Source organism: Lactococcus sp. S-13 (assembly GCF_004210295.1).
GTDB lineage: Bacteria > Bacillota > Bacilli > Lactobacillales > Streptococcaceae > Lactococcus.
Map to the genome: position 1 here is coordinate 1,412,433 of NZ_SDAK01000001.1, position 13,730 is coordinate 1,426,162.

10 protein-coding genes are annotated in these 13,730 nt (G+C 39.5%); 4 read left to right on the forward strand and 6 right to left on the reverse strand.

The genetic code is table 11. The features are described 5' to 3' along the window. Positions 1-22: 22 nt before the first annotated feature. Positions 23-1,396 carry a 3-isopropylmalate dehydratase large subunit gene (leuC, locus tag EQJ87_RS06975; RefSeq protein WP_130123943.1) on the forward strand — a complete coding sequence of 458 codons (1,374 nt, stop codon included), beginning with the start codon at positions 23-25 and terminating at the stop codon, positions 1,394-1,396. Beyond that, positions 1,396-1,983, forward strand: a complete 588-nt coding sequence (gene leuD / locus EQJ87_RS06980; protein ID WP_130123944.1) for a 3-isopropylmalate dehydratase small subunit — start codon at positions 1,396-1,398, stop codon at positions 1,981-1,983. Before leuC ends, leuD begins: the two co-directional genes overlap by 1 nt. 87 nt (positions 1,984-2,070) lie before the next feature. Here the strand turns inward: leuD and murC are convergent, their stop codons facing one another. The 5 genes from murC to EQJ87_RS07005 form a co-directional block, all read right to left on the reverse strand. Next, positions 2,071-3,402, reverse strand: coding sequence for a UDP-N-acetylmuramate--L-alanine ligase (gene murC / locus EQJ87_RS06985; protein WP_130123945.1), 1,332 nt, complete (start codon positions 3,400-3,402; stop codon positions 2,071-2,073). A gap of 196 nt (positions 3,403-3,598) precedes the next feature. After that, positions 3,599-4,207, reverse strand: a complete 609-nt coding sequence (locus EQJ87_RS06990; RefSeq protein WP_130123946.1) for a hypothetical protein — start codon at positions 4,205-4,207, stop codon at positions 3,599-3,601. Between the two features lie 193 nt (positions 4,208-4,400). Beyond that, positions 4,401-7,505 (reverse strand): DEAD/DEAH box helicase, encoded by a 3,105-nt coding sequence (locus EQJ87_RS06995; protein WP_130123947.1) that lies wholly within the window; start codon positions 7,503-7,505, stop codon positions 4,401-4,403. Between the two features lie 133 nt (positions 7,506-7,638). Continuing rightward, entirely contained in the window at positions 7,639-8,595 is a 957-nt protein-coding gene (locus tag EQJ87_RS07000) for a serine hydrolase domain-containing protein (protein WP_130123948.1), read from the reverse strand. Between the two features lie 70 nt (positions 8,596-8,665). After that, positions 8,666-9,442, reverse strand: coding sequence for a CppA C-terminal domain-containing protein (locus EQJ87_RS07005; RefSeq protein ID WP_130123949.1), 777 nt, complete (start codon positions 9,440-9,442; stop codon positions 8,666-8,668). Positions 9,443-9,552: 110 nt separating this feature from the next. On the opposite strand from EQJ87_RS07005, the gene EQJ87_RS07010 reads away from it, so the two are divergent. Beyond that, on the forward strand, positions 9,553-10,338 hold the full coding sequence (locus EQJ87_RS07010) for a CPBP family intramembrane glutamic endopeptidase (protein WP_130123950.1): 786 nt from the start codon (positions 9,553-9,555) through the stop codon (positions 10,336-10,338). A 57-nt stretch (positions 10,339-10,395) separates the two neighbouring features. On the opposite strand, the gene gla is transcribed toward EQJ87_RS07010, so the two are convergent. Further along, complete coding sequence (gene gla / locus EQJ87_RS07015; protein WP_130123951.1) at positions 10,396-11,265, reverse strand: aquaglyceroporin Gla; 870 nt, start codon at positions 11,263-11,265, stop codon at positions 10,396-10,398. Between the two features lie 172 nt (positions 11,266-11,437). On the opposite strand from gla, the gene EQJ87_RS07020 reads away from it, so the two are divergent. Next, a complete protein-coding gene (locus tag EQJ87_RS07020; protein ID WP_130123952.1) occupies positions 11,438-13,729 on the forward strand; it encodes a Xaa-Pro dipeptidyl-peptidase in 2,292 nt (763 codons plus the stop codon). Position 13,730: the final 1 nt, after the last annotated feature.

The following is a 13,730-nucleotide window of genomic DNA, read 5'->3' on the forward strand; positions in this document are numbered from 1 at the left end:
CCTATGGAAAAGAGGGAATATTATGGCAGGGAAAACAATTTTTGACAAACTTTGGGATCGCCACGTTGTCGCTGGCAACGCAGGTGAACCTCAACTCCTTTATATCGATTTACACGTCATTCACGAGGTGACCAGTCCACAAGCTTTTCAAGGGCTGCGTGACACCGGACGCAAAGTGCGCCGTCCTGATTTGACTTATGGTACGATTGATCACAATGTCCCTACAAAAGACATTTATGATATTCATGATTTGATTTCTAAAAATCAAATTGATACTTTCACGCGTAATGTCAAAGAATTTGGCATTACTGCTCAACTCCACGGCGCTTCAGGACAAGGGATTTGTCACATGGTCGCTGCCGAATCTGGACGTACTCAACCAGGAAAAACAATTGTCTGTGGGGACTCCCATACCGCCACAAATGGTGCCTTTGGAGCCATCGCATTTGGGATTGGCACAAGTGAAGTCGAACACGTCTTAGCCACCCAAACACTTTGGCAAGTCAAACCTAAACGGATGAAAGTAGAATTTACTGGACATCGACAAAATGGTGTTTATTCCAAAGATATGATTTTGGCACTTATTGCCAAATATGGCGTTGACGCTGGCGTTGGCTACGCTGTTGAATATACTGGCGAAGCTGTTTCAGACTTAAGTATGGAAGAGCGCATGACGATTTGCAATATGTCCATTGAATTCGGAGCGAAAATCGGCTTGATGAATCCTGATGAAAAGACATTTGACTATGTCAAAGGACGCCCGCAAGCGCCTAAGGATCTTCCTGCCGCTATCGCCGATTGGAAAACGCTCGTTTCTGACAAAGATGCTGTTTATGATAAGGTTTTGCGTGTGGATGTGAGCGATTTGGCTCCGATGGTGACTTGGGGTACTAACCCCGGAATGGGAATGGAATTTGGTTTAGAATTTCCTGAAATACACAGTCTTAATGACGAACGTGCTTATCGCTATATGGACTTGAAACCAGGGCAAACGGCTGAGGAAATTGACTTAGGTTATGTTTTCATTGGTTCTTGCACCAATGCGCGCCTGAGTGATTTAGTAGAAGCTGCAAAATTCGTCGCCGGAAAGCAAGTCGCAAGCAATATCACAGCAATTGTCGTTCCAGGAAGTCGGCCGGTCAAAACAGCAGCCGAGGCGCTTGGTTTGGATAAAGTTTTTACAGAAGCTGGTTTTGAATGGCGTGATCCAGGTTGCTCTGCTTGTTTGGGAATGAATCCTGACCAAATTCCCGAACAAGTCCACTGCGCTTCAACTTCTAATCGAAATTTTGAAGGCCGCCAAGGCCATAATGCACGTACGCATCTCTGTAGTCCCGCAATGGCTGCAGCAGCTGCGATTCATGGCAAATTTGTAGATGTGAGAGGAATGGCTTAATGGAAAAATTTACAATTTACAAAGGAACAAGCGTTCCACTGATGAATGATAACATTGATACTGACCAAATCATCCCTAAGCAGTTTTTAAAAGCGATTGATAAAAAAGGATTTGGTAAGAATTTATTTTTTGAGTGGCGCTATCTGGATGATCACTACTCTGAAAATCCTGATTTTATCTTGAACAATCCAGCTTATCGCAAGGCTTCGATTTTGGTTTCTGGGGACAATTTTGGTTCTGGTTCTTCACGAGAACACGCTGCTTGGGCCTTGGCTGACTTTGGATTTCGAGCTGTCATTGCGGGATCTTTTTCCGATATTTTTTATAACAATGCGCTCAAAAATGGTTTGTTGCCGATTCGACAACCTCGCGAAGTTCTGGAAAAATTGGCCAATCTGACCAGCACGACAGCATTGACAATTGACTTGGGACATCAGCTTATCGTTGTTGGGGATGAGGTCTTTCCTTTTGAAATTGATGGTACTTGGAAACACAAATTGATGCACGGTTTGGACGATATCAGCGTTACCCTCGCTTACGAAACGGACATTACTGCTTATGAGCAAAAGATGCCTGCCTACCGTTGAACTTTTTTACTGACGTAACTTTAAAATAGAAAAAACGCTGACGAAATGTGATAAATAGCATTTCGTCAGCGTTTTTTCTATTATTTTTTATTGTAGGTTCGTTGAAGTTTGGCTAAGCAATTGCTCAAAAGCAAGTTCATATTTTTGAATATTTCCAGCACCCATAAAGACGTAAACGCCACGGTCATGGTCAAGCAAAGGCGAAACATTATTCAAATCAATCACTTTTGCTGGTTTGCGCACTTTGTCTGCCAAATCTTGCGCTGTAATTTCATGGTGGTCAACTTCACGAGCTGAACCGTAAATTTGCGCCAAATAAACTGTATCCGCATGATCCAAAACAGCAGCAAATTCATCTGCAAAGGCAATCGTTCTGGTAAAAGTATGCGGTTGGAATACCGCAACAATTTCACGATCTGGATATTTTTGACGGGCAGCATCAAGTGTTGCTTCGATTTCCGTTGGATGATGTGCGAAATCGTCAATAATAATTGTTTCTCCAACTTTTTTCTCTGTAAAACGACGTTTTACACCACGGAACGTCAACAAATGATCAGCCACTTCGTTCATATCAAGCCCGAGATTGTGACACACAGCAACGACAGACAAAGCATTGAGGACATTATGTTTTCCATAAGCTGGCACAACAAAGTGACCAATTTTTTCACCGCGGAAGTAGGCATCAAAAGATGAACCACGAGTGCTACGAATCAGATTTTCCGCACGATAATCATCATTAGCTTCAAAACCATAGTAGAAAATCGGAGCTTTAGCAGTCAATTGACGCAAATTCACATCTTCACCATAAGCAAAAATTCCATTTTTAATATTATTTGCATATTCTTGGAAAGCTGCTGTGACATCTTCAATCCCTTCAAAGTAGTCAGGATGGTCAAAGTCGATGTTGGTCATAATCGTATATTCTGGGTGGTAAGGTAAGAAATGACGCTCATATTCATCAGATTCAAAGACAAAATATTGACTTTCTGCATTTCCACGACCTGTTCCGTCACCAATCAAGTAAGAAGTGTCCACGATATTGGCCATGACGTGCGCAAGCATCCCTGTAGTCGAAGTTTTACCATGTGCTCCAGCAACACCAATACTTGTGAAATCTTCCATGAAATGCCCTAAAAACTCATGGTAGCGTTTGAAAGGAAAGCCATTTTTGTGAGCAAAGGCGATTTCGACATTATTGTCATCACGAAAAGCATTTCCCGCAATCAATTCAAATTCTGGTTTGATATTTTTTTCGTCAAAAGGTAAGAGTGACACTCCAGCTTCTTCAAGTCCACGTTGGGTGAAAAAATAGTCTGTTGAGTCTGAACCTTGAACTTTTTTGCCCATTTGGTGGAGCATCAATGCAAGTGCGCTCATGCCCGAACCTTTAATACCGGTAAAATGATATGTTTTTTCCATGATAAAATATCCTAAAAATCACTGACAAAAAATACGTCAGTAAAATCTCTGCCATAAAATGAATTACGTCAGTTTAATTTCACTTTTCTTGTCAATAACTGATAGAAATTCCCCTTCTTTTCTTACAGTTAAAATTTATTTTGCTAAAAATTTGCTGTCAGCAACTCGAAAAATTGCTGACGAAATTCTTCATTGCTTAAACGATGCCGCGGTCAAAAATATTTTTCCGCTTATTTTCAAAATAAGTTCCTTTTTGTGCATCAACAGGCATCTCACTGTTACGTGGAACAGCTTTTTTCATCCCTGACTTAGACACTGCGTCTGAAACGTTCAAGCCTTGTTTTTTCATATCCTGAATTGGATTATCATTAAATGTTGGACGTTTATTCAGAATTGCCGAACTTGAGCGGCGTACAGTCAAGTCTTCTTTGTCACGCTCTAACGGAGAAACATATTGTTTCGGTGGCTTTGGTAATGTTGCAGCTGCTCGTTTTGCCCGCTCTTTTGACTCATCAACACTCGTTTTTTTCGGCATTTTGTCATAAGAACTTACTCCACTATGATTTGAGTTGAGTGGTCGATGCTGTGTGCTGAAGCTTGTTCTTGCCTTGTACGGTTTGAAATTTTCCGAGCGCTTTGCTTCTGGTTTTGGCGCAGTATTTACAGTGCTGCCAATCGTTCCTTCATCTTGCAGACTTGGATTTCTAGTCAGCAATTGCTGGTTAGTAAAGATGACCCGAGTGTCTTTTTGAAGGACCTCATCATCGCCAACCACTGGAAATATGACTTTTCTTCTTTCTACCATTTTTTGCCCTACTTTTTTTAAGTTTATTTACTTTATTATTTGTCTATTTATTAAAATTAAAATGATTATTGAAACACCAAAGAAACCCGACTGAAAAGTAGTTTTACATTTCAATGATTAAATTCTACTTAATTTTAACCCACGTGCCAATGTTCCACTATTCATTATAGCTTAATTTTTCAGTTTTTTAAAGTCAAACTCCGAGAATTTCACGAATTTCTGCTTCACTTAGCACTTTATTGACAGCATCACCCTCCAAGACATTCGCAATTAAATCTTTTTTACGCTCTTGAATCTCCATAATTTTTTCTTCAATCGTCCCTTGAGTAATCATTCGAATCACTTCAACCGTATTTTTTTGTCCCATGCGGTGTGCCCGCGCGATTGCTTGTTCTTCGACTGCTGGATTCCACCACAAGTCCACTAAAATCACAACATCTGCGCTGGTCAAATTCAAGCCGACACCACCAGCTTTGAGCGAAACCAAAAAGGCATCCCGACTACCCGCATTAAAAGCCTGCACCATTGAAAGTCGGTCTTTGATTGGAGTTGAGCCGGTCAGTTTGTAAGCTGTCATTCCGTGTTCTTCCATCAATTTTTCGATATGTGGAAAAACTTTCGTAAACTGTGAAAAAATCAGTGGACGATGTCCAGAAGCTTTGATTTGTTCTAGTAATTCACGTAAACGTTCCATTTTACCAGAAGTCCCTTGATAATTTTCCATAAAGAGGGCTGGCGTGTTACAGATTTGGCGCAGACGCGTGATTCCAGCCAAAATTTCGATACGCGAACGAGATAAAGCAGCACTATCCATTTCCTTGACTTGTTGTTGCATCAACTCAAGTTGGGCCAAATAAATCACTTTTTGATCGTCTGCAAGATTATTATAGAGCGTGATTTCCATTTTTTCAGGTAACTCTTCAAGTACATCTTCTTTTTTACGTCGCATGATAAACGGACGAATCAGGCGTGAGATAACTGACGGTGACATTTTATTAAATTTTTCACGGCGTGGTAAAAATCCTGGCATGACCACTTGGAAAATTGCCCAGATTTCCTCGATTCTATTTTCGAGTGGCGTTCCAGAAATCGCAAAAGTATGCTCAACATTCAAAGCTGATAAGGATTTATTCGTTTTACTACTATAATTTTTAACCACTTGAGCTTCATCAAGTAACAGATAGTTTAATTTTTTATCTTGATAATCTTCAAAATCCTTCAAAAAGCTCCCGTAGCTTGTGATGTAGATCTGGTGTTCTCCATTGATTTGCTCTGAACGTTCGGTTCTTGTTCCATCCACAACCACAAAGTCAATCTCATCGGTAAATTTCTCAAATTCACTCGCCCAATTGTAAGTTAAACTTGCTGGTGCCGTAATCAGTGCTTTCTCACCCTTTTTCAGATTGGATAACAAGAAAGTAATGGCCTGTACCGTTTTTCCAAGTCCCATATCATCAGCAAGAATTCCTCCCAATTGATAGTGCGTGAGCATACTCATCCAACGCACTCCTGTTTCTTGGTAAGAACGAAGGGAAGCTTTGATGTGGTCGGGTTTTTCATAAGGGAATGTTTCTGGCTGTGTCAAATGCTCGTATAATGATTTGAATTTCTCAGAAAAAGAAGCGCCAGAGATATTTTCAAATATTTTAGAAATCTGGAAACTTCGGTTGACGCTAACTTGAATACTGCTCCCCTTAATCACGAACTGATCGTCAAGTTCTCTCAAAGCTTTCTTCAAATGATCAAATTTTTCGTTAAAGTGATAAAATTTACCACTTTCACTAATATAAAATTCTGCATTTTCCTGAAGTTTCGCAATAACATTGGCAAATTCGGTTTCAGCGATATGTGGTAAATCAAAGGAAATATCAAGTAAACCGCCGTTACTATCAATATGAATATCTGGAATATCATCCATAGACAAGTCACTCAGATTTTCCGAAAGTTCAACCTTTCCTAATTTTTTGAAAGCAGGCAAAATTTTTAGGAAAAATGTTTCAGTCAATGCCTGTGAAATATTCACTGTCGAATTAAATGATTTTGGAAATGAAAAACGTTCCATCAGTGCAAATATTTTCTGTTCTTTTCGTAAATCTCGAGAAAACTCTAAGGTTTCTAAATCATGAAAACTATCAATGAAAAAATGACCATAGTCGAACTTGATTTTCAGCTGAAGCGTTTCTTTATCGGCCATCTCAAAGTAAAAATCAGCATCAAAATCGCGTACAACAAAATGCTCTGGAGCTGAGATTTGTCCTAGAGTTGCCAGTTGTTGCAAAGCCTGTGCAAGTTTATCCTTATCGGCATATGAAAATTTAATTTGAGTTTCTTGAGAAAATTGTTTCTCCAAAACTAATAAGAGTCGACGTTGCTCCTGAGTCAGCTTATAAAAAATGTGATTCGCATAAAGAAGTGAGTAATCATAAAAATTATGATAATCTTCACTAGCTAATTTTAATTCAATAAAATCCTGCTGACTTTCCACTTTAAATTGAAAGAGTTCTGACTCATGATCTAGTGGAATGAAAGTGAAGTAGTTAACGGTTGTTCCAGAAATCTTGAGTTGATAGTCCTCTAAAACCGACACTAAATCCATCGCTTCTTCCAAAAATAAAAAGGGAATATTGAGGTAACGACCATTTTTGATATATAAAGATTTAGTAAAATTTTCATCTGATTTTCCGTCAATTTTTAAAAGAAAACTGAGAAAATCTTGACTGGCTTCATCAAAATTATCAAAGAAAAGATCAACATAGTGCAGGGAACCAAGCGAATATTGCCCCTGATTTTTAAGGGCACGCAAGAAATAAGGAATATCTTTAATTACATAAGAACGGCCCAATTTTTCACTTTTTAAGCGCAAATCAAAATACAAAAAATAATCCATTGAAAAATGGTCGTAAAGCTGACTATTATCCTCAATTTGAACTTCAATTGAATAACGATCTGCATTAAAATTAAGCTGAGTTTCGCCATTCAAAGCATCAAGAAAACTTGTATTTCCGGTATAAGCCGAACGTTCTGGAGAAATCGCCTCTTTTTCTTGTTTTACTGGTGCTTCTTGTTCCCGATTTTTTAAATGTTCTTCCATTGCCGCAATGTGCTTGCAGTAGCGATGGTTTTGCTGAAAAATAGCGCAGGAACAATAATCTTGAGCGCCATCCAAATCATAAACGACTTGCTCATTATCAATTTCTGCACTTAATTTGAAGTCGGTTTCGATTGGATCATTTAGAAATCCTTCTGCATAAAGGGCAATTCCCTCACTTCGCACGCGCGCTGGCATCATTCTACTCATAATTTATTTGTTTTCCTCGATTGTCATTCCCAAAATTGCGTATATTATACCATTTTTTAGGCTTTTTTGCACAGATTCCTTTGGAGAATCCTTTCTTTATAAAATAAAAGCTTCTGAAATAAAAAAACCGATTTTATTCATCGGTTAAACTTTCTAGTAAAAGTTTGATCAAATCATCTCTTTGTTCAATCCATTTCTCTCGTTCATCTTTCAAATGGACACGATTTGAAAGAAAAATGGCGGCTTTTTGTCCTTTGGGATTGAGTAAAATAAAGGTGCCTGTGTAACCAGTATGCAATAACCACTCTTCATTTTCCCTTGCTAAATCCCAAGCCAAGCTACGTTTTTTAGCACCCTTGGCGTAATTTTTTTGGAGTGCAAAATACTTTTCGTCAGCAAAATAAGCTTGACAAAACTTAATTAAATCTTCCATAGGGGCAAAGAGCCCCGCAGCACCACAATGAACGCCTAAGACTTGAGCTTTTGGGTCATGAACACTGCCCACAGGAGTCGTCTGGCTGGTTGGAACAGCGTGCTTGACAGGGCCAAATCTTGTCTTTGTCATCTGCCATTTTTCAAAAATTTGTGTGGAAAAAATCTGATCTAAACTGGCGTTATAATATTTTTCTAAAAGAAAGCCAAGCAAAATAAAATTGATATCGGTATACTTAAAAGTTTTATCTGCCGTCACTTTGATGTGATTGATTGCTTCGGTCAGCTCTGACGCATTGAGTTGATTGCGATTGGGGATGTAAGGATCAATGCCCGAAGTATGCGTCAGCAACTGACGTAAAGTGACAGAGGCGTCAGCAAATTCGGGATAGTAGTCTTGCAAAGGAGCGTCCACTTCCAACTTCCCCGCCAAAATCAAGTCAATGACCGCTGTACCCGTACCAACAACTTTCGTGACCGAAGCGAGATCCCAGTTTTTCCCTTTTGTGAGTGTGATTTTCTCTGGAAAAATTGCCGCGTTGCCTTGAATGAATTCATGAACTTCATTTTTCTCAAGAAGCGCAAAATCAGCTCCAGGAAAAACGCCCGCTTGGATATATTCTTGGATTTTAGCTAAAATTTCTTGTTGCTTTTTCATTTTGCTCCCTTCACTTGAACCACCAAAAATCCCGTTCTCAAAAGAACAGGGATTCGCTCGTTTTAGCCTTTTATTTTACAAACCAAAGTTCTGCATGATTTGGAACTTCCAAAGAAAAAGTTTTTGCAGAAGCATCAAGATAAGTTTGATGTTTTTCAGAAAACTGATTGGCAAAAGCGAGGAGGTCAAAGTTTTTATCAATTTTGAACACTAAAATTTCAAGATCGAGAACTTCATGTGTTGAGGCTGCTAAATCTTCACTTTCTTCCACTTTGAGCTGTAAGGTCACCACTGGAAAAGTAAAAATACCACCCGTTTTTTCAAGACCAAAAATGTTTTCATAAATTTTGATGACTTCATCATCCACCACGTTTAAGTCCATCGCAATGATTTCACAATCTGACAGGCCAACAAAATCTGTTTTTTCAAGGGCCAAATCACTTTTACTAATTTCTGTCAGTGCTGACAAATCCGTCAGTAAATCTGGCGTGATCAAAAAGATTCCATTTTCTGGCGAAATCGCTTCAAAAGCTAAACCATTTTTAGCTTGAAAAACTCTTGAAATTTTATCTAGTTGGCGCACCAACAATTGTTCAATTTCTACACCATTCGCTTTGATGATTGTCCGTCCGTGTTTCTTCAACCCTCTAACTGATCGAAAACCCGGTGATTCTTCGACTTGCAGCCGAACTTCCTTTGCTTTATGCCCGCCAAGCTCTACCATTGCGCCCTCTTCGCACAAAACTTTTAAGCCGAAAACATCACGGAAAAAGTCAAGGTTATCCTCGCGGTGTAGAATCCGATAAACAGGTTGAAAAGCGGTGATATGATTTATAATCTCGCCCATTTTAGCCTCCAATGATTTACTTTGATAATATACTACTCTTATTTTCGCAAAATTCCCCGAAATTATCAATGATTTAATCGTCCGAATATGAAATGTGGTACAATATGTTAATGAATCATTCAGAAAAACTTCAATTTTTAGCTAAATACCGCTGGTTAGTCGTCTTTTTTTTAGCTTTGATATGCGCAGGAATTTCCGTCAGCATTTTTCAGCTTCCTTTTTTACTGACGACAATTATTTTGAGCGCCGTTGGTCTTCTTTTTGCTTATCATAAAAGCATTTGGCTCGCCCTTTTCTTCTTGTCTAACCTTCCTACTTTCGTCAGTAGTTTATTCGCTGACGGTCAGCATTTTTCAAGCCTCGATATTGTCATTTTCTTTGTCATTTTCTTCTTTACTTTACTGCTTTCTTATCTTATCGCACGCAAGTATGATTTGATTCCAAAGCTTCATTGGAAGTATTTTTCTTTGCCTAAAATGGTCGTCGGTTTTCTTTTAATCTTCCTCGTTTCACTTTTGACTGGATTTTTTGCTCAAATCACCAAACAAAGCCCTACTACCGCAAATCAAGCAGCTTTGGATGAATTACAAAAAATGATTCCCTTAGCCGTGTTTTCTGCTCAGACACTAGGCGCTGCTTTCTTGGAGGAACTCGTCTATCGCGTAGGTATTTTTGAACTGGTCTTCAAAAAGCAAAAGCTGCTCGCCTTTCTTTGCGCCCTACTCCTCTTTGCCTTTATGCACGGCCCAAGCGACCTGTACAGCTGGTTAACTTATGGACTGATGAGTCTTGTTCTGACGGGAATGTATGCTAAATATCGTAATTTTTATCTCAATTTTGGAATTCATTTTCTGTGGAACTTCTTTGGCCTTGCGCTGACTTTCTTGATTAAATAAAAAAAAATAAAAAAATTACTGACGTAAATTTTCGTCAGTAATTTTTCTTATTTAAAATTAAAGATAAATCATTTTAAATACAGCAACGGCAGCAAGTGCAGCAAGAATTGGTGCTACAACTGGTACCCAAGCATACCACCATTTAGATGAACCTTTAGATTCACCAAGAATTGATTTTGGCAAAAGGCTGTGAAGAAGGCGAGGTCCAAAGTCACGAGCTGGATTAAGACCAGGTCCTGTAGGTCCACCAAGCGCAACAACAAGTCCCATTACAAGGAAACCAAGGAACAAGTGAGCAAGCATTTTAGAAGCTGACGCACCTGAAACAGAAGCCCAGATTTGGTTCACTGTGTCTGATGAGGCAACGTTTGCCCCTTGTTGTTTAGCATAGTTTGTCATCCAAGTGATTGATTGGCTACCAAAGAAGATATTTGTCGCCGCGATCGCACCAAAAAACAACACAAATGAGCCAAGAAACTCATTCAAGAATCCGTTAATCAAAGCACCTGTGCGTGTTTTCTCATCATTATCATCGACATTGTCAATTGTTGAGAAAGTACCAAGAATTGCATTTGGATTAGTTGTTTTGAGGTAGTAAGGGCGGTAAACCATTACGATCATCAATTGTCCGAACATCGCACCCAAAATTTGTGCAATAATATATTGAGCAACGTGTGCCCAAGGAAAAAGTCCTGAAGCTGCGAGTCCAAGTGTGAAAGCTGGGTTGATTTGTGAAGTCACGTTACCCAAAGCGATAGCTGGCAACATTACGCCAAGGCCATAGCCCCAACCGATAATCAACCAAGATTGTGCATGAGCTTTAGTTCCTTTAAGCTCAACGTTTGCAACGGCACCATTACCCATGATGATGAGCAGGGCAGTTCCGATGAATTCAGTGATATATTTCACTGTCCATGTAACATCCATGTTTGTGGAGTCCTCCAAAGTTTTTTTATATAATAACCTCAGACATTATACCAAAAAATACGCGCTCCGACAACTATCTTAATAAAAAAACAAAGCTGTCTCAATCGTGTTTATTTGCTGAAAATTTGCTATAATAACAACAATTATCATATTATTTTACGGAGGTTTCTTAATGCGCTTTAATCACTTTTCAATTGTGGATAAAAACTTTGATGAAAAATTAGCTGAACTTGATCAATTGGGTTTCCGCTGGTCTGTTTTCTGGGACGAAAAGAAAATTTTAAAAGATTTTCTCATTCAAAGCCCAATTGACTTAACAGTCTTACAGGCGACAAAAACACTTGATGTTACAGCATTTTTACGTTCTTCTGATTCACTTGATTGGGAAATTTTTTGGACAATTGCCTTACAGCTCCTCGATTTCGTACCCAATTTTGATTTTGAGCTTGACAAAGCAGTTGCCTTTGCAAAAGAGGTCAATCTTCCGCAAATTACTGATGAACTTTCTTCTGAGAGTCTGATTTCTGCCCTCTATCTCCTCCTTTGTAGTCGCCGCAAATCAGGAATGATTTTGGTTGAACACTGGGTCTCAGAAGGGCTTTTACCGCTTGACAATCGCTATCATTTCTTCAATGACAAATCCCTCGCAAGTTTCGATACCACTCAGCTCATCCGTGAAACCGTCTGGGTGGAAAGTACGGTTGACACTGAGCAACGAGGGAAAAATGACCTCATCAAAATTCAAATCATTCGGCCACCTTTCGCTGGTCAATTACCCGTTGTCATGACCGCCAGTCCTTACCATCTGGGAACAAACGATATCGCTAACGATGCGGCCCTTCACAACATGAATGTTGCGTTGGAAGAAAAAGAAATTTATGATATTCAGCTCGAAACTCAACTCCCTAAACAAGAAGTTTATGAAAATGAAGACAAACCAACCGTTGATAAAGCGCCTTACCATTTCACCCACGGCTGGACATATTCTCTAAATGATTACTTTTTAGCACGTGGCTTTGCCTCAATCTATGTAGCTGGTGTAGGAACAAGAGCTTCTGATGGCTTCCAAACTTCAGGAGATTATCAGCAAATTTATAGCATGACCGCAGTCATTGACTGGCTCAACGGCAGAGCTCGTGCTTACACTTCCCGCAAAAAAACGCACGAAATCAAAGCAACTTGGGCAAATGGTAAAGTCGCCATGACAGGTAAATCTTATCTGGGGACAATGGCTTATGGAGCTGCAAGCACAGGGGTTGATGGACTTGAGGTCATTTTGGCTGAAGCGGGCATCAGCTCTTGGTACAACTATTATCGGGAAAATGGTTTAGTTCGCTCACCCGGTGGTTACCCTGGTGAAGACTTGGATGTTTTAGCTGCTTTGACTTATTCTCGAAATCTTGACGGAGCTGACTATCTCAAAGGTAACGCTGCTTACGAAAAACGACTTGCTGAAATGACTGCCGCTTTAGATCGTCAGTCGGGGGATTACAATCAATTTTGGCATGACCGTAATTATTTAACCAATATCAATAAAGTAGCGGCTGACGTTTTGATTGTGCATGGATTGCAGGACTGGAACGTCACACCAGAGCAAGCTTACAACTACTGGCAAGCATTACCTGCCGAACACGCTAAACACGCCTTCTTGCACCGTGGTGCGCATATTTACATGAATTCTTGGCAGTCTATTGATTTCTCCGAAACAATCAATGCTTATTTTGTCGCAAAATTACTCGGAAAAGAGTTAAATCTTGAGCTTCCAGCTGTCATTTTACAAGAAAATGCTAAGGAACAAAGCTGGTTGTCGCTTGATCACTTTGGCGCTTCTAAGAAAGTCAAACTTCCTTTAGGAAAAACGGCTGTGTCTTTTGCCCAATTTGAAAATCACTATGATGACGCACGTTTTGATCGTTATAGTAAAGATTTTAACGTTTTTAAGAAAGATTTATTTGAAAAGCAGGCAAATGCGGCAGTGATTGACCTCGAATTACCGAATTCCCTTACAATCAACGGCCCTGTCCAACTGGAAGTACGTTTAAAATTAAACGATACCAAAGGACTACTTTCAGCACAAATCTTAGATTTCGGTGAGAAAAAGCGTCTTGAAGATCGCGCGCGCGTAAAAGATTTCAAAGTGCTGGATCGGGGACGTAATTTTATGCTTGATGATTTGGTGGAACTCCCTCTGGTCAAGAGTCCTTATCAGCTGATTACTAAAGGCTTCCTGAATTTGCAAAATGAACATTTACTGACAACAAATTCAATTGCTGCTGACGAATGGTTTACAGTGAAATTTGACTTGCAACCAACGATTTATCATTTAGAAAAGACCGATCACTTGCGGGTTATTCTTTACAGCACTGATTTCGAGCATACGGTACGCGATAACCGAGAAGTAACTTATGATATTGACCTTTCTCAATCAAAATTGATTATTCCAACTGAAAGCGAGGAAGCTTAAT